Source organism: Streptococcus mitis (genome assembly GCF_002096845.1).
GTDB classification, from domain to species: Bacteria; Bacillota; Bacilli; order Lactobacillales; family Streptococcaceae; genus Streptococcus; species Streptococcus mitis_A.
The window spans coordinates 1-18793 of the sequence record NZ_NCVK01000008.1 but is presented as its reverse complement, the minus strand read 5'-3'; the positions used below and the strand labels follow the sequence as shown (position 1 = coordinate 18793).

Here is an 18793-nt window from a genome sequence, read left to right as displayed (position 1 = left end):
TTTTGCTTTATTCTCCTTCAAAGGCATCTTTAATATGGTCAAAGAAGCCTTTTTTCTTTGGATTGACTTTTAAATCACCTGCAGCTGCAAATTCTTTCAAAGCTGCTTTTTGACGATCGTTCAACCCTGTCGGTGTTACGACATTAACGGTAACGTATTGGTCACCAACTGCACCACCACGAAGGCTCGGAGCTCCTTTTCCACGTAGACGGAATTTCTTACCAGTCTGAGTTCCCTCTGGGATAACCAATTCAACATCACCGTGAACCGTTGGAATATCAACTGTATCACCAAGAGCTGCTTGGACAAAGTTGAGGTTGAGATTGTAGAAAATAGTAGTTCCTTCACGTTCAAACTTGTCGCTGGCTTCCACAGAAACCACTACATACAAGTCACCATAAGGTCCACCATTAAAGCCAGCTTCACCTTGACCAGCTAGGCGAATTTGTTGACCTGTTTCCACACCAGCAGGGATTTTGACATGTACACTATGGGCTTGTTTTTCATGCCCTGTTCCGTGACAAGTGGTACATGGATCTTTGATTTCTTTTCCGCGACCATGACAGACATCACAGGTTACTTGGCGACGCATCATACCAAGCGGAGTCTGCGTATCGACGTTAATAACACCAGCGCCATGACAGCGTCCACAAGTGACTGGACTTGTTCCTGGTTTAGCACCGGAGCCATTACATGTACTACAGCTTGCTTCACGATTGTACTTAACCTCTTTTTCAGCTCCAAAAATAGCTTCTTCAAAGGTCAAATTCACACGGTATTGGAGATCATCCCCCTGACGAGGAGCATTTGGATTGCGTGAAGCACCGCCTCCGCCGAAGAAACTTGAGAAAATATCCTCAAAACCACCGAAGCCTCCTGCCCCATCGAAACCGCCGAAACCACCAGCTCCACCAAAACCACCGTTGGCTCCAGCAGCACCGTATTGGTCATAGGCAGCACGTTTTTGGTCGTCACTCAAAGTCTCATAGGCTTCCTGAACTTCCTTGTACTTGTCCTCAGCACCAGGCTCCTTGTTGATATCTGGGTGATATTTTTTCGAAAGCTTACGATAAGCCTTTTTGATCTCGTCTGCCGAAGCGTTTTTTGACACCCCCAGACGATCATAAAATTCAGTATTGTTCATACAAGATACCAAGACCGTAAAATTCGACTGAAAAATAGGAAATCTGACGCTGGAGCGATGCTCCTAGGCAGATTTATCTTTTTTCCGAGAATTTAGGTCGGGTTCAATTCCTTTCTGTTATATTAAGTAAGAAATTTGGGAACCCGTGTTCAGTTACGAACACCTTTGTTCCTTTCTATAATTTTCATGTAAATTTTTAGAGGCTGTTTTCTATACTCTGCTTCACTTGATTAAACTCTTCATCTGATAGAGTAAATATCAAATCCTCTTCAGCATACTCGTTCTGTTCTTTAAAATAGTTGTCCATATTCTCTGCCAACCCTAAACCGAGAATCACTTTTCTTGCAAACTCTTGATGCGCAAAGCCTATAGCCGTAATGATATTTTTATCTTGCACAACCAGTTTGGGTTGGAAATTCTCACGTGGAAGAAATTCAAAATAATCAAAGAAGTTTTGCCAAATTCCACCTGTAAATTTCGTGTCGTTCAACAAGCCTGCCTTCGCCAATAAAAGAGGCGCTGAAGAAATGGCGGCAATTAAGACATCTTGCTCATCGAGACCTTTCAAAAACGAAATCAATTTCTCATCTTGTAGAGCAGGACCTATATTTACCATTCCTGGCAAAATCACACAAGAATAATCTTCTATACGGATCTGATCCAATGTTTTCGTCGGTTGACAGGACAAACCATCCTCAGAGACCACCATCGAATGTTCTGAAGCTACATAATCAATCGTGATGTCAAAAGACAGAGCTAAAGTACTCGTTAAAGTGGTTATCTCATAAAGAGAAAAATTAGGATAAATGATACAAAGTATTTTTTTCATACGCAACATCCTCTATTTTACCGAAAAACAGAGGCTGGGTTGCAACCTCTGGATTTCTTCTTATCATTACGACGTTCGAGTTTTAAAAATCAAACTAGTAATGCTAAATCGAGCACGCCCTAACCTCTTGGTGAAAAAGACAAATCTTTCTAGAAACTAAAGTTTCTGCGTCAGATTTCCTATTTTCACTGTGAGGTTTTAACGGGCTTTGCATCTTATTTTTCCGTAAACTCTCCGTCTACGACATCATCGCCTGCGTTTCCTGTTGCTTGTGCGCCTTCTGCTCCTGCTTGAGCTTGTTGCGCTGCTGCGGCTTGTTCGTAAAGTTTCACAGCAAGTCCTTGAGCTTTTTCATTCAATGCTTCAAGTTTTGCTTTCATTTCGTCCAAGTTGTTGTCTTCTTGCGCTTTCTTAAGGTCATCAAGGGCAGCTTGGGCAGCGTCGCGTTCTGCGTCGAAGCCTTTGCCTTCAGTTTCCTTGATTGTCTTTTCAGTCGCAAAGATTGCTTGGTCTACTTCGTTACGAAGGTCAACTTCTTCTTTACGTTTCTTATCTGCTTCAGCGTTAGCTTCTGCATCTTTCATCATGCGGTCGATTTCTTCGTCAGTCAAACCTGAGTTAGATTGGATAACAATAGTTTGTTCTTTTTGAGTTCCAAGGTCTTTAGCCTTAACAGACACGATACCGTTCTTGTCGATGTCAAATGTTACTTCGATTTGAGGAATTCCACGAGGTGCAGCTGGGATATCTGTCAATTGGAAACGTCCAAGAGTCTTGTTATCTGCTGCCATTGGGCGTTCACCTTGAAGAACGTGGATATCAACGGCTGGTTGGTTGTCTGCTGCAGTTGAGAAGACTTGTGATTTAGATGTTGGAATTGTTGTGTTACGGTCGATGAGTTTTGTGAAGACACCACCCATTGTTTCGATACCAAGTGACAATGGTGTTACGTCAAGAAGGACAACGTCTTTGACATCACCAGTGATGACACCACCTTGGATTGCAGCACCCATAGCAACTACTTCGTCAGGGTTTACTGATTTGTTTGGTTCTTTTCCAGTTTCAGCCTTAACAGCTTCTACAACGGCTGGGATACGAGTTGAACCACCAACAAGGATAACTTCATCGATTTCTGACAAGCTCAAACCTGCATCTGAAAGGGCTTGACGAACCGGAACTTTTGTACGTTCTACAAGGTCACGAGTCAAATCGTCAAATTTCGCACGAGTCAAGGTCATTTCCAAGTGAAGAGGTCCAGCTTCGCCAGCAGTGATAAATGGCAAGCTGATTTGAGTTGAAGTCACACCAGAAAGGTCTTTCTTCGCTTTTTCAGCTGCATCTTTCAAACGTTGCATTGCCATCTTGTCAGTAGACAAGTCAATACCGTTTTCTTTCTTGAATTCTGCTACCAAGTGGTCGATGATTTTTTGGTCAAAGTCATCACCACCAAGTTTGTTGTCCCCTGCAGTTGACAATACGTCGAAGACACCATCACCCAATTCAAGGATAGAGACGTCGAATGTACCACCACCAAGGTCAAATACCAAGATTTTTTCTTCTTTATCAGTCTTGTCCAAACCGTAAGCAAGAGCGGCTGCAGTTGGTTCGTTGACGATACGTTCTACTTCAAGACCAGCAATTTTACCAGCATCTTTTGTTGCTTGACGTTGAGCATCGTTGAAGTAAGCTGGAACAGTAATAACTGCTTTAGTTACTTTTTCGCCAAGATAGTCTTCAGCATAACCTTTCAAGTATTGAAGAATCATAGCTGAGATTTCTTGTGGAGTGTATTCTTTTCCGTTTGCAGAAACTTTTTCAGAAGTTCCCATCTTAGATTTGATAGAGATAACTGTATCTGGGTTTGTGACCGCTTGACGTTTTGCAGCATCACCAACGATGATTTCGCCGTTTTTGAATGATACTACAGATGGAGTTGTGCGGTTTCCTTCTGGGTTTGCGATGATTTTGCTTTCAGTTCCTTCAAGAACTGCAACTGCTGAGTTTGTTGTACCTAAGTCAATACCGATAATTTTAGACATGTGTTTTTCTCCTTAAATTTATCTTCTTTTTTCTTTTTGATACTCTTCTTAAGTGGCGGCGCCGTCAGAGCTTGACTTCGTCAATCTCTTTGACTAAACTTTGAGCCTAAGGTCTCAAAGTTTGCGCAAATAGCGCCACGGCGAAGAGTATCGTCTTTGGTTCGCTTCGCTCACTATTGCAAAGCTGAACTACTTTTTTATCTTTCTTCATAGTTTAGTGTCGTTTCGGACAAGTTTTCTATTATGTAAATTACGACACGAGGAGTCGAAATCGATTTTATTTCGACGACGAGTTAGTAAGGAGGCTAGGCAAACGCCATAGCGATTGCCGTTTTCTGACGAGTTGCTTTAGCTACCGTCAGAATTGCCTAGTTGTAAACAACTACCATGGCTGGGCGTAGGATGCGGTCATGGAGTTTGTAGCCTTTTTGGAAGACTTGGGCGATGGTATCTGCTGGATGTTCATCGTCTGCTGGGAGAGTTTGGATTGCCATATGGTAGTTATGGTCAAATTCGCCATCAGCTGAGATTTCTTCGATTCCTTCTTCTTTCAAAGCGTGAATCAAGCTCTCTTGCACCATCTCCAATCCTTTTTTGACATCGTCTGTCAAACCTTCAACTGCGAGTGCACGCTCTAGGTTATCCAAAGAAGGGAGAATTGCTTTTGCCAAGTCCTGGCTACGATAACGTTGCAAGTTTTGACGCTCTTCATTGGCACGGCGTTGGATATTTTGCATTTCTGCATGAGCACGAAGGTATTTATTTTCGAACTCATCCGCACGTTCATTTGCCAAGTCCAATTCAGACTTCTCAGGAGTTGTTTCTTCAGCTGTTTCAACAACTTCCTCTTCTTGAACTTCTTCTACTTCTTCATTTTTTATATCTTGGGCCATGTTCGCCTCCTTTAATGATTTCAATCTTAATGTACTTCGTAATGATTACTGCTGAGATAGCGGTAAAAATCTGTCAACTTCATGGTCAAAACACGGTTGACCACATTGACTTGGTTGATTAGCTGTTGGTAATCCAGATTGACTGGACCAATAATGGCTAGAATTCCAACTCCCCGATAAGGAATGAGGAACTTGCTACTAATCACCGCCAAATCTGCTAGACAGGACTCTTGACTGTCCGCAACACGGACGTTTTGCATCTGATCCTCACGCAACCCCTCACGAATCTCCAAGGCCACCTTTTGCGGTTGGTCAAAGAACTGATAAGCTGCCAGATTGGCAAAATTCAAGAGATTGACCTTGCCTGCCACCACAATGTTTTCGTTGAACATTTCCTTAAAGATGTGTTCAAAAAGATCAATGACATTGTCCGTAGTTGTGAAGTAACGCTGGATAATCTGCGGAATCTCCGTCCGAATCTTGTAGTGAATATCTAGAACGGTGTGACCGAGGAAACGTTCCTGAATGATTGCCTTCAGTTTCAACAAATCTTCCTGCAAGAAGTTCCTTGGAATCAGAAACTGACTGGTAACCGTTCGAGACTCGTCTAGGGTGAATACCGCCAAGGCTGTATGTTGCCCCAAAACAACGATATCAAAGGCTGTCAAACGTTGCCTGCTGGGCTCAACATCCAGTGCCACTACCGTACAGCCACTCAAGTCTGTTAATAGATTAGCAGCCTCTTGCAGAATATCCTCTAGCTTAAAGAATTCCTGATCAAAGGCTTTGACAATCTCATAAACCTCATTTTCAGCCAGTCGGTCAAAATCCAGTGAGTGTTTCACATAGTACTGAAAACCAGCAACACTTGGCATCCTACCACTTGAAGTATGAGCCTTCTCAAGCAAACCTTGCTTTTCTAAAGCCGCCATATCATTACGAATAGTTGCACTGCTAGAGTTAATAGACTCTTGCAAGGCTTTGGATCCGACAGGTTCGTGCGTTTTGGTAAAGATGTCAATAATCAGATTTAAAATATCCTGCTGACGCTCTGTAACCATCTCATCACTCCTCTCTGTCTGATCAATTAGCACTCGATACACTCAAGTGCTAACTCATGATTCTATTATACACCCTTAGAAGAGAATGTCAAGATAAAAACTCAAAAAATTAGCACTCTTTTATCAAGAGTGCTAAAAATCAGTCTAAAGACCTAGAACCTTACCTTCCATTCATTTTGTATTTCCTTTTAAGTCTGAAAAAACCATGGATTAGATAAGAAATCATAAAAGCATATAAAAGAAAAATAATGAAGAAAGACATAGAAAGCTCTTCTTTAAATACACTCATACAAACAACAAGACCACCCGAGAAAGTAGCTGTACAGGAACGAAGTCTAGACCGCATAACTTCCCATCTAAGCCCCTTACTCATATAGACTTGATCCTCCGGAAGTAAATCAGAAGCCGGTTTACGAAAAATTGAACAAAAACCTGTTTCTATCAATTCCCAACCTCTATCTCTAAAATCTTGCAGTTCATGCTTATACTTTTTAAGAAATCTAGAATCATAGATACAGTAGATGACATCGTCTGGTTGACATTGGTCAAAATAGAAAAAGCCAAAACGATTCGATTTAAATTTCCAACCTTTCAAATGCATCTCATGTAAATATTCTTCTTTCTTGTCCAAATCAAGAATAGTGAAGACCCGAAATTGTAGTTTGCTTTTCATTGTTTGACCTCCAAATTAGAAAACATGTATGATTTCATTTGCGAGATAATTCTTTCCACTTTTGAAACAATCTCCAAAGAATATAAGAAATCTGAATCGCAAGAATTATCAATAAAACAAAATCTATTAAGACAATCAAAAACATGTCCCAACTGAAAGAACTACCTCCACTGACAAACTTTGAGAAAACCGGTAGTAGAGCTGAAAAGATAAGCAAAAAGAGAAGCAAAATAGGAATCATCCGAATTATTAAAATCCGTTTGACCATAGCCAACTTCCCGAACGCATCATTATAAATTTCAAATTCTGCATCCGATTCAATTTCAGAATGCGCTTTTCTAAAATAGGAAAAACTATTAAAGTCTGTAATATGCTCCCAGCCACAGTCTTTAAATAGTTGTAAATAGGAGGATCTCTCTGATTTTTTCATTGGGTAAAAATCCAACTGATAAGACACTTGCTCAGGCTGACACTTTTCAAAGGTATACTTAACTGCAAACAATAAGATAGAGTAGCTTACTTTTCTAAGTTTCCAGCCCTTAGCATGCATTTTTCTAAAATATAAAGCCTCTCTATCATAATCCGCAATGGTAGCAATTCTATAAACAACCTTCTTTTCCATCATCTTCCCTCCAGACTGTTTCTATAGAGCCGTTCAATACGTTTCAATTCAATATCTAAGACTTTTCGTCCCAAGTCTGTAATCTGATAGATTTTCCGTTTTTCCTCTTCGCGGACAAAGGAAATCAAACCATCCTTTTCCATCTTTGACAAGGTTCCATACATAGTCCCAGGACTAATCAAGACTTGCGAATCTGTCATCTCCTTGACCTTTTGCGTAATACTATAACCATGACCTTCCTTTTGCAGACAGAACAAGATATAAAAGCCTGTTTCCGTCATCGGAAGATAAACTCGACGAATCTTATCCGTTAATTCCATTTATAAGCACCTCCTATCCAGTTCGATATATCGCACTTCGTTATATAAAATATATCACACCTCGATATAAAATACAAGAAAAAAAGACCACCCTCAGGCAATCTTTCTTCTATATTAGTATTAGTAAAGGTCTAAATAATTATCAATTTCCCATTGTGAAACGAAGGTTGCATAACTTGCCCATTCGATTCGTTTGGCCTCAAGGAAACTAGTATAAATATGTTCTCCAAGAGCTGCTCTGACAACTTCATCTTCAGTCAGAGATTTCAAAGCGTTGTGAAGGGTTGATGGAAGGTCTGTAATACCAGCTTCCTTGCGCTCATCTGCTGTCATGATGTAGATATTTTCTTCGATAGGAGCTGGTGCTTCGATTTTATTTTCAATACCATGCAAACCAACTTCCAAAAGAACCGCCATAGCGATGTATGGGTTTGCCATCGGATCCACTGAACGTAACTCAAGACGAGTTCCCATACCACGTGAAGCAGGCACGCGTACAAGTGGCGAACGGTTACGACCAGCCCAAGCAATGTAAACAGGTGCTTCATAACCTGGAACCAAACGTTTGTATGAGTTAACTGTTGGGTTCATGATGGCAGTATAGTTGTAGGCATGCTTAATCAAACCGCCAAGGAAATGGTAGGCCGTTTCTGACAACTGCATTCCTTTTGGATCATTTGGATCAAAGAAGGCATTGTTTCCTTCTGCATCAAACAAGGACATATTACAGTGCATACCTGATCCAGCAATACCAAATTTTGGTTTTGCCATAAAGGTTGCGTAAAGACCATGTTTGCGAGCAATGGTTTTAACAACAAGTTTGAAGATTTGAATTTTATCACAAGCACGGAGAACTTCATCGTACTTAAAGTCAATCTCATGCTGTCCAACCGCAACCTCGTGGTGACTCGCTTCTACTTCAAATCCCATTTTGGTCAAGACATTGACAATCTCACGACGTGTATTGTCCGCAAGATCAGTAGGCGCCAAATCAAAGTAGCCACCCTTGTCATTCACTTCAAGTGTTGGGTCTCCATTTTCATCCAACTTAAATAGGAAGAATTCTGGCTCTGGCCCAAGATTGAAGGATTTGAATCCCACTTCTTCCATGTGACGAAGAGCACGTTTCAAATTACCACGAGGGTCCCCTGCAAATGGCTCACCTTCTGTTGTATAGACATCACAGATCAAACCTGCAACACTTCCATTTTCATCTCCCCAAGGGAAGACTGTCCATGTATCCAAGTCAGGGTACAAGTACATATCCGACTCATTGATACGCACAAAACCTTCAATAGAAGATCCATCAAACATAGCCTTGTTTGACAAGACTTTATCTAACTGTTCATCTGTAGCAGGAATTTCGACGTTTTTCATGGTTCCCAAAATATCTGAGAACATGAGACGGATAAAGGTAACATTTTTTTCCTTGACTTCACGACGAATATCTGCAGCTGTGATTGGCATGAGTTTTCTCCTTAATGTATGACTACTTGCGGTTACCTAACCGCGACCAAAAGGTGACCGTACTGAAGCAAAGCGACCCTGTTGGAGGAGTTCATTATGAAGTGCACGACGCACCTCAGTCTGACTCACCGCTTTCTTGGATTTCGCTTCACGTTCAGCATATTTTTTCTTAATGGCAGCGATATTATAACCTTCAGAGATATAATCTTTGATTTCAAGTAGACGATCCATGTCATTCAAGGAATACATGCGACGGTTCCCTTCATTTCGATCAGGCTTAATCAACTCTTGATCTTCATAATAACGAATCTGACGCGCCGATAGATCGGTCAACTTCATAACACTGCCGATAGGAAAAACAGCCATATTTCGGCGAAATTCTTTTTCCTTCATTTACAATTTCCTTCTTTCTGTCTATTATAGTCTAAAAAAAGACAAACGTCAATTGATAATGTTATAAAATGTAACATTATTTTTCTTTTTTCTCTAAAAAGAGCCGAATACGATCAATATCGTAATTTACGAGAATTGCGACAAAAACTCCCATGAAAGTTTCTGATACACGCGCAAACACGTACAAAATTGTCTCTCCACTCGGAATCGATAGGGTAATGATTAACATAGCTGCTACACCACCAATAACTCCTGCTTTGTTATTCATGGCTACATTTGTCATAATGGTTAACATGGTGCAAATGGGAACAACAACCAAGGTCACCCAAAAAGCTTCGTGGAAAAAGGTATTTAATAGGAAGAAGACCAGGGCATAGAGGCCACCGATACTATTTCCTAGAATACGCGAAGTTCCAAAATGGACACTCTTATCAAAACTCTCCCTCAGGCTAAAAACGGCTGTCAAAGCACCGATTTGAAGACCTTTCCAGCCAAAAAAGCCAAAAATCAAGAGAACTAGAAAAACAGCAATACCTGTTTTAAAGGTTCGCATACCAAGTTTGAACTGGGATTTATCGAATTTATATTTTTTAAAATAACTCATAATCTCAACTTTCTATTTCCATTTTATCATAAATTGGCTGATTTTATGAGCAATAGTTGAGAGGAAGCGTTTTTATTTTAAGCAAAAGAAAAGAGGAACTTTCATCCCTCTCATCTTTGATTTATTTATGAAATCTTATTTTTCTGTCAAGGCTGCAAGTCCTGGGAGAACTTTACCTTCGAGAAGTTCCATTGATGCACCTCCGCCCGTACTAATCCATGAGAATTTGTCTGCGCGACCAAGGTTGATTGCTGCGGCAGCTGAGTCACCACCACCGATGATTGATTTCACGCCTGGTTGTTTCACGATAGCGTCCATCACACCGATTGTACCAGCTTGGAAGTCTGGGTTTTCAAATACACCCATAGGTCCGTTCCATACAACTGTTTTGGCACCAGTCAAAGCTTCGTCAAATTTAGCGATAGATTTTGGACCGATGTCAAGACCAAGGAAGCCTTCTGAAACTGCTTCACCTTCAGTGTCACGCACTTCAGTGTAGCCAGCAAATGCGTTAGCTTCTTTTGAGTCAACTGGCAAGATCAATTTACCATTTGCTTTTTCAAGAAGAGCTTTCGCAACATCCAATTTGTCTTCTTCTACAAGTGAGTTACCGATTTCGATACCTTGTGCTTTGTAGAATGTGTAAGTCATACCACCACCGATAAGGACTTTATCAGCTTTTTCAAGCAAGTTTTCGATAACACCGATCTTGTCTGAAACTTTTGAACCACCAAGGATAGCCACGAATGGACGTTCTGGAGTTTCAACTGCTTCTTGGATGTAGGCAATTTCGTTTTCAAGAAGGAAACCAGCAACTGCTTTTTCAACGTTTGCTGAGATACCAACGTTAGATGCGTGTGCACGGTGAGCTGTACCAAATGCATCGTTTACGAAGATACCATCTCCAAGTGATGCCCAGTATTTACCAAGTTCAGGATCGTTTTTAGATTCTTTCTTGCCGTCAACATCTTCATAACGAGTGTTTTCAACCAAGAGAACTTGTCCATCTTCAAGAGCGTTGATAGCTGCTTCCAATTCAGCACCACGAGTGACACCTGGGAAAACAACGTCTTGACCCAATTTAGCAGCCAAATCAGCAGCTACAGGAGCAAGTGATTTACCTGCTTTATCAGCTTCTTCTTTCACACGTCCAAGGTGAGAGAAAAGAATTGCACGTCCACCTTGTTCGATGATGTACTTGATAGTTGGAAGAGCTGCTGTGATACGGTTGTCGTTAGTGATTACGCCATCTTTCAATGGTACGTTGAAGTCCACACGAACGAGGACTTTTTTACCTTTCAAGTCAACGTCTTTAACAGTAAGTTTTGCCATGTTACAAAAACCCCTTTATTTATTTTATTCGAAACTATTATATCACACTTTGGAAATATAAGGAAAGATTTCACAAGATTTTTCGATATTTAATCTTCATCTTCTTTTTTCTGTTTCAATGTCAATGCTAAACTAGCAAGACCAAGGCTTGCCAATCCTGCTATTAGGCCTTTATTGTCATCAGCAGTTCCTGTATTTGGCAATTGTTTGCTTGCTTCTTCTGATTTAACTGCTGTATTTTGGGCTGGTTTTTCTTGTGTAGGCGCTACTGCTGGTTCAGTTTTTACTTTTGTTCCAATTTCAACAATTTCTGGAATCGCCTCTTGGATGACTTCTGTTGAACGAAGACGACGCTGACCGTTTTCATCAACTTCAAAGATATGTCTTAATAGACCATCTCGTCCCTGTATGATGACTCGTTGTTCCCCAACTAGCATCTCGGCATTTTCATGCTCTTGACGGTCAAAGGCAACCTTTTCCTCTTGAACTTCCAATTTAGGAGCCTTTTGTTGATCAGAAGCCGGTTGATTAGTAGGTTTTGGAAGGTCTGTGTTTTGTGGTGCTGGATTGGCAGGAATGAGACCAGTACCTACTTCTACGATTTCAGGGCTTGCTTCTTTCAAAACTTCTGTAGCGCGAAGCGTACGATTGCCTTGACTATCTACTTCAATCAAACGGCGAATTTGTCCTTCAACTCCTGCTTGGACAAGTTGCCGTTGACCGACTGTAAGATTTGGATTTGGACGTTCTTGGTGTTCGAAGGCAATACTTGTCTCTTCAACTTCTAATTTCGGAGTATCCACAACCAAATTCTTGACACCTTCAGCTGGTTCCTTGCTTGAAATAACTTTTTCTACTGGTTTAGCAGGTTGTGGTTTTTCAGCAGATTCATAAACAAAGGCATAATGAGTAAAGTGTGGTGCTGTAAAGATGACATGACTATCCGTTTGTTCAAAAGCCAATTCTACTGCATCTTTTCCTTCAGGTAAGAAGTAGACTTTCTTCACTTTCTTATCTTTTTCAATTGGAATTTTCACAATAGAAGCGTAAGAGAGATCAACGTCTTGACCTTTTTCATCTAGACCTTCTATTTCAAAGACATGAGCATCTTCTCCAACAAAGTATTTCTTCTCTTCAGCACTTGCTTGAACACGCTCTACTTTCAAGCCCTTGATGACAGGCTTCTCTTTATTTGAGAAGTGTACTTCAACACCTGTTTTACTATCAGAAAAGACTGCTGGTTTGTCTTCTTTCAATAGGGCAACCAGATCTTTTAGACTCTGTTTAGCTGTCGCAAGCTCTTCTGGACTCAAATCTACTTTTTCAACCAAGGCCTTGTTTTTCTCAAGAAGCGGAGCTAGGGCAGAACCTGAAGGATGGTTTGGTTTGGCAGCCAAGAGTTCTTGAGCCTCTCCTGTTAAGCGATCAAGTTCTGTCTTTTCTTCCGTAAATTTCTCTTGACCATTCAGAGCTTTATGAGCTTCTGTCAATTTATTAAGTCGGTCATTGACTTGATCTTGGGTGCTAGTTTCATGGTCTTTCAACACTTGTTCAGCTGCTTCAATTGCTTTCAAGAAGGCTTCTTTTACTTCTGGTGAAGCAAAGTTATAGACCACCTTGTTCTTAGCTGCTTCAACTTCTGCTAATTTTTGTTTGAGGTACTCATCGTTCAATGCTGCTTTTGGAGATACCAAAACATCAAAGTTGACTTCATGACCTTGATAACGAAGCGTCAAGGTTTGACGACCAGTCTTTTGAGCATCGTAACCAGAAATTTCAACTCCCTCATCAGTAAAGGAATGTTCTTCCATAGTGTCATTGCTATAAGCCACTGCAAAGCGTCCTTCAGACAAGTCTAAGCTATCACCAACTAGGTAATCTTTTTTCGGTTCCTGACTTACTTCAATTCCCAAAATAGTTTTCGGACTTGCTTCATCTTGACTAGTAACAGTCACTGATAAATTAGCATGTACCGGTTGCCCCAAATATTGTAAAGTAAGATTTTGTTCTCCCTTATGATGCGTATCAAAACCTGATACTGATACACCCGCGTGAGTTAGGCGAATAAGCTCGTCCTCAGCTCCTCCTTCATACTGAACTCGAAGAACACCTCCTCTAAGGTCTAAATCCTCCCCTTCGGCGTAGCTTGTTTTCTTAGGTCCTGTTTCTAGGCTGACTGACTTGATTCTTCTGTCATCTTTTGGAACGGAAACAGCTAGGAAATTACTAATTTCCTTGCCTGGCAACTGGGTACGATAGTAAAGAAGACCAGATTGATTTGTCAAATCCAATGGTGCACTTGCTAGGTCTCCTCCAACTTCGCTCTTCAAGGTTGCAAGCGGAGTTTGAGAATTTGGATTGTCATAAACGGTAATGGTTGCTCCAGCTGGTACATCCGCAAAACCAACTTGTACCTTGTTATTGCCTAGAGAACGGGCTGCAGCCTTGGCCATCGGAATATTGACACTCTCAGTATCAAGCTTTTCATACATTTTCCAGTTATAGATGCGAATCGCCTTCCATGGAGTTCCATTGTCAGAAGTGACAACATTCAAGCGCCAATCTTGAGCTGTGATTGGTTTATCAAGGGTAATATCTGTAACATGGGCTTTATTGCCACGAACTTCCTTAGCCAATTTCCATTGACCATCCGCATCTTTATAATAAAGGTCAAAGTCTTTGGTGTTCATCAAACCGTCGTTTACAGATTCTCCACCAGCTCCAGCATGGTCCATCACCCATCTAACAACTGTACGTGGCTGGGTCAAACGAATATCCACACTACCACTTAACTGTCCAGAAGACCACTTGTCTGAAAGACTGGTAATGGTACCATTCAACATACCTTCAATACCTTCTCCACCTTCGGTATTCGGGAAAGTGCTATCAATAACTGTTGCCCCTGGAACGATATTTTCAGCTAGTGGTTTTGGTAGGCTGGTATCTTTTACAGTCATGCCCCAATCAAAGGTTGTGGTTGCAGCTTCTGAACGAACTCCATTTTTACCGACTGCTACAACCTTCAGTTCTTGAGTTGTACCTTGAGCACTTGCTGAGCGGCTAACTTTTGGTAGATAAATCGTTGTAGAAGATGAACCAGTTAGTAATTTCCAGCTGTCTCCATCTTTTTCGTAAACTTCATAGAAATCTGCATCCTTGTTGCCTTTAAATTGCACAACTGCTTCCGCTTCTTGGGCATTTTTAAGGACTTGTTTGGCTACAGCTACTGTAGTTGGGGCCTGAGGAGCATCTTGATTATTGCTGATGGTCAATTGACCTAGATTGAATTGATAGCCTTTTAAGTCTTTGTCGTTTTCAAAATAGAGTTTAATACCGTAAATTGTTTTACCTGCCAAGGCACTCAAATCAAAATCATCGGTAGTCCAGTTATCTGAAACTGTCAATTCTTTACGGGCAGCTTCATCACCGTAGGTGTAATCTTTCTTGGTTGCAAATTCTACATAAACCTTGGTACCTTTGCCTCCTTTGTGGGCAACATGCAATTTGGTTGTATCTGTCACCTTCAAACGAGTAGAGTACAAATTCACATCTTGCTTGGTCGCACCTGAAAGATCCCCTGCAAATTTGAGAGAAGTTCCACCATTATAAGCATCTTCAAAATCATAGCTTGCTTTCAACTTATCACCAGTTGATTTTTGCCACCAGCGCCATGTTGGAAGAACACCTGAAACTGAACGGTAATTCCACTCAGAATCCTTAGAAACCTTACCATCTACAAACCATTTTCTACCATGACCTGTGTTAAAGGAAGTAGTAAAAGTATGGCCTACTGCTGGCGTGCGGTCTGCAACTAGGTTAGCAATACCATACCAATCTTTGTCACCTGGTTTTTGACCAGTAGGGTCCCCTTGGTAACCTGTAAAGAAGATATCTTCATTTTTATGATAATCTTCACCAGTTTTTCCTAAACTTGTAATGGTATCTGGAGCGAACAAACCAAGAGAAAGGCGTAATTTGCCATTTTCATCTAAAATGTCATTCCATTTGACCTTGGTCTTGTAGGAACCACCCTGTTGCAATTCCAATCCTGCAAATACATCATAAGGATTACGACCAATCCAGTTGGCAGTTGCAATAGTGTAATCATTTTTAGCCTTATCCCAGTTAAAGTTAGCAAAGAAGTTGTCTGCTGGAACCTTATCTCCTTCTGGTTGCATGAATTGGTAGTTGTATTCTCCCAAACCATCTTGGTGGTAACGTCCATAGTTATAAGTCATGGCATCGTACCAAGAATACTTGATTGGATGTTTTACCTTAGCAGCATACTCCTTGGTATAGAGCATAAACTGGCGCATCTTTTCTCCAAGAGGTTCAACCAAATCCCCAGTTGTTTCTTGGTTGATGAAATAGCCATCATAGCCATAATACTTGGCCATATCCACCAATTTACGGGCAATTGGGAAGCTACCATCTGGGTCTTGCTTCAAAGCTTCAGCGAATTTTTCTTGATCTGCAATACTATTAGACCAGTTGAAGAAGAGTGTACCATATACAGGAACCCCGTTACGGTGACCTGCATCAATAATGTCAGGAGTTGGTACGAGACCTTCCCAGAAGACCATTGAATCTAGATATTGCCAATAGTCAAAAGCATAGGCCTTGAACTCTTCTCCACCAACAGAAGCATGGTCTTTTGCTTTAGAATTGGTGTTTGATAGGGCTTGAACTTTTGCTTCCTTGCTAGCTTTTTCATTGACCAAATGACCTGTCCGACGTGAAGCGAGGGCGACAGACCCGCGATTAATACCATCATCTTCACGAGCTCCAGGTTCCCATTTCAACAATTCATCCCAAGAATTAAATTTGATTTCCTTTGGTTTTAATGTTTTTTCTGTATTTTTAGGGACATCTGGCTGAACTTCTTTTTCAATCTTATTAGCTTCTACTGCTGGCTTAGACTCATCCCCTTGGCTAGTTGCTTCAGGTTTTGCTTCTGTTTCCTTGTCAGACTTAGGTTTTGCTTCTGCAGATGGTGTTTCCGCAACCACCTCACTTGCTTTTTCCTCTGGTTTAGCTGCGCTAGCTGCTTCTGCGGTTTCAGTAGTCGCAGCTTCATTGCTTGCTGGCGAAGCAGTTTCAGATGCTGTCGCTACTCCTTCTGCCCTTTCTGGCTTATTTTCTCTAGCATGTTCTCCTTCATGCTGCTTGTCAGCTTCATTAGTTGGATGCTCACTCTCTCCTGAAACAAGCTCTGTATTGGCTCCATTATTTTCAGGAACTGCAGTTTCTTCTGCTAAGGCTGGACCAGCAAATAAAACAGCCCCAATCATCAGCGAGCAGGCTCCTACTGATAACTTACGAATACTGTAACGACAACGTCTTTCAAAAAATGGATTCTTCATTTTCTCCTCCTAAAAGATTAATTTTATTGCATAAAAGAAAGCGCTTAACTTTCTTTATAAATTTTTTATCCCAATCACAGGGACCAAGATAATTCCTCCCTCATTTTAAAATATTTCTTTTAAATGTCAATATATAAAAGGAAATACCTATATCTAGGTTAGAAATCGGTAAAATTAATATAATTAAGGCCCATTCTAAGGAATTTTCTTTCTAAAATTTCATCTAAACACTTGTTAGAATTACTTTTATCCTTTAAAATAGAATAGGAGAAATTCCGTTATTATTTTTCGGAGGAAAAAGAAATGTCCATTAATTGGCAGGAAATTTTATTTCACTTTTTAGGTGGTCTGGGACTATTCTTATATAGTATCAAGACCATGGGAGACGGTTTGCAACAAGCTGCTGGAGACCGCCTTCGTTTTTACATTGACAAGTACACCAGCAATCCCTTTTTAGGTGTTCTAGTCGGGATTGTCGTAACTGCCCTGATTCAGTCAAGTACAGGGGTTACAGTTATCACTGTTGGACTGGTCAGTGCTAGTCTTCTTACTCTTAGACAGGCTATCGGAATTATCATGGGAGCCAACATCGGAACCACCGTTACTTCCTTTATCATCGGTTTCAAGCTTGGTGAGTATGCTTTACCCCTGATTTTCCTTGGAACCATGTTCCTCTTCTTTACAAAAAACAGAACAGCAAACAATATCGGACGCATCCTGTTTGGTGTAGGAGGAATCTTCTACGCCCTCAACCTCATCAGTGCCGGTATGAGCCCTCTTAAAGATTTACCACAATTCAAGGAATACATGGTAACCTTGGGACAAAATCCTGTGTTGGGAGTTTTTGCCGGTGCAGTGATTACCGTTCTCATCCAAGCTTCTTCTGCGACAATCGGGATTTTGCAAGGTCTCTATGCAGGTGGGTTCCTTGACCTTAAAGGTTCGCTACCAGTTCTCTTCGGGGATAATATCGGGACAACCCTAACAGTTATCATCGCAGCAGCTGGAGCCAATGTCTCTGCGAAACGTGTTGCTGCAACCCACGTTACCTTTAACGTTTTAGGGACTATTCTTTGCTTAATCTTATTAGGCCCATTTACGTCAATGATTGAGTACTTCCAAGCACTCCTTCACCTCTCACCTGAGATGACCATCGCCTTCTCTCACGGTGCCTTTAACGTAAGTAACACCATTGTACAATTTCCATTCATCGGAGCCTTGGCTTACTTTGTAACCAAGCTCATCCCTGGTGAAGATGAAGTTGTCAAGTACGAGCCACTTTATCTTGATGAGCATTTGATTAAACAAGCTCCATCAATCGCTCTCGGAAATGCCAAGAAAGAACTCCTTCACTTGGGAAATTATGCTTCCAAAGCCTTTGACCTTTCATACAACTACATCATTGACCTCAATGAAAAGGTTGCTGAAAAAGGCCACAAGACAGAAGAAGCAATCAATACCATTGATGAAAAATTGACTCGTTACCTTATTACTCTTTCAAGCGAAGCCCTTAGCCAGAAAGAAAGTGAAGTACTGACCAACATTCTTGATTCATCCCGTGATTTGGAACGGATTGGGGACCATGCAGAAGCCCTAATCAATCTGACTGACTACCTTCAACGTAAAAATGTTGAGTTCTCTGAAGCTGCTTTGCAAGAACTAGCTGATATCTATCAAAAAACCACTGGCTTTATCAAGGATGCTCTTGATAGCGTGGAAAACAATGATATCGAAAAAGCGCAAAGTCTGATTGAACGCCATAAAGAAATCAACAATATGGAACGTGTTCTCAGAAAGACTCACATCAAACGCCTCAACAAGGGCGAGTGTTCAACGCAAGCTGGGGTCAACTTTATCGATATTGTTTCCCACTACACTCGTGTATCAGACCATGCTATGAATCTAGCTGAGAAGGTCATTGCTGAACAAATCTAAGAGCCAAGAAGCTATCCTGAATAGAGTCCACTGAAAAAATAGGTCTCTTACTTTTAATAAAGTGAAAACCGAGGAATCGCTCATTAATTTGAGCGAATTCCTCGGTTATTTTGTGTTT

14 protein-coding genes and 1 pseudogene are annotated in these 18793 nt (G+C 41.0%); 1 reads left to right on the top strand and 14 read right to left on the bottom strand.

Annotation, left to right across the window (positions count from 1 at the left end; genetic code table 11):
• Nucleotides 1-7: 7 nt before the first annotated feature.
• From dnaJ to B7695_RS11770, 14 genes and pseudogenes are all read right to left on the bottom strand, one after another.
• Entirely contained in the window at nt 8-1144 is a 1137-nt protein-coding gene (gene dnaJ, locus B7695_RS02480; protein ID WP_001066289.1) for a molecular chaperone DnaJ, read from the bottom strand.
• A 196-nt stretch (nt 1145-1340) separates the two neighbouring features.
• Entirely contained in the window at nt 1341-1973 is a 633-nt protein-coding gene (locus B7695_RS02475; protein ID WP_084889558.1) for a DJ-1/PfpI family protein, read from the bottom strand.
• 215 nt (nt 1974-2188) lie between these two features.
• Nucleotides 2189-4012 carry a molecular chaperone DnaK gene (gene dnaK, locus B7695_RS02470; RefSeq protein ID WP_000034667.1) on the bottom strand — a complete coding sequence of 608 codons (1824 nt, stop codon included), beginning with the start codon at nt 4010-4012 and terminating at the stop codon, nt 2189-2191.
• A 368-nt stretch (nt 4013-4380) separates the two neighbouring features.
• Nucleotides 4381-4905, bottom strand: coding sequence for a nucleotide exchange factor GrpE (gene grpE / locus B7695_RS02465; protein WP_084889557.1), 525 nt, complete (start codon nt 4903-4905; stop codon nt 4381-4383).
• A 26-nt stretch (nt 4906-4931) separates the two neighbouring features.
• Nucleotides 4932-5966, bottom strand: coding sequence for a heat-inducible transcriptional repressor HrcA (gene hrcA, locus B7695_RS02460; RefSeq protein WP_084889556.1), 1035 nt, complete (start codon nt 5964-5966; stop codon nt 4932-4934).
• Between the two features lie 160 nt (nt 5967-6126).
• A complete protein-coding gene (locus B7695_RS02455; protein ID WP_084889555.1) occupies nt 6127-6639 on the bottom strand; it encodes a DUF2812 domain-containing protein in 513 nt (170 codons plus the stop codon).
• A 34-nt stretch (nt 6640-6673) separates the two neighbouring features.
• A complete protein-coding gene (locus B7695_RS11705; RefSeq protein ID WP_084889605.1) occupies nt 6674-7261 on the bottom strand; it encodes a DUF2812 domain-containing protein in 588 nt (195 codons plus the stop codon).
• Nucleotides 7261-7581: a PadR family transcriptional regulator gene (locus tag B7695_RS02445; RefSeq protein ID WP_050392678.1), complete on the bottom strand. Its 321-nt coding sequence runs from the start codon at nt 7579-7581 to the stop codon at nt 7261-7263. Before B7695_RS02445 ends, B7695_RS11705 begins: the two co-directional genes overlap by 1 nt.
• 120 nt (nt 7582-7701) lie before the next feature.
• Entirely contained in the window at nt 7702-9048 is a 1347-nt protein-coding gene (gene glnA, locus B7695_RS02440) for a type I glutamate--ammonia ligase (protein WP_084889554.1), read from the bottom strand.
• A gap of 36 nt (nt 9049-9084) precedes the next feature.
• Nucleotides 9085-9441, bottom strand: coding sequence for a transcriptional repressor GlnR (gene glnR / locus B7695_RS02435; protein WP_000659548.1), 357 nt, complete (start codon nt 9439-9441; stop codon nt 9085-9087).
• Nucleotides 9442-9517: 76 nt separating this feature from the next.
• On the bottom strand, nt 9518-10045 hold the full coding sequence (locus B7695_RS02430) for an FUSC family protein (RefSeq protein WP_000119915.1): 528 nt from the start codon (nt 10043-10045) through the stop codon (nt 9518-9520).
• 135 nt (nt 10046-10180) lie between these two features.
• The gene (locus B7695_RS02425; RefSeq protein WP_001096743.1) at nt 10181-11377 is read right to left on the bottom strand and encodes a phosphoglycerate kinase; all 1197 of its coding nucleotides are present in this window, start codon (nt 11375-11377) and stop codon (nt 10181-10183) included.
• 89 nt (nt 11378-11466) lie between these two features.
• Nucleotides 11467-16386, bottom strand: coding sequence for an endo-beta-N-acetylglucosaminidase (locus tag B7695_RS02420; RefSeq protein ID WP_419991785.1), 4920 nt, complete (start codon nt 16384-16386; stop codon nt 11467-11469).
• Nucleotides 16387-16677: 291 nt separating this feature from the next.
• Nucleotides 16678-16740, bottom strand: a pseudogene (locus tag B7695_RS11770) (YSIRK-type signal peptide-containing protein); the annotation flags it as partial.
• Nucleotides 16741-17043: 303 nt separating this feature from the next.
• Here B7695_RS11770 and B7695_RS02415 point away from each other — a divergent pair.
• Nucleotides 17044-18675: a Na/Pi cotransporter family protein gene (locus B7695_RS02415; RefSeq protein WP_033676213.1), complete on the top strand. Its 1632-nt coding sequence runs from the start codon at nt 17044-17046 to the stop codon at nt 18673-18675.
• Nucleotides 18676-18793: the final 118 nt, after the last annotated feature.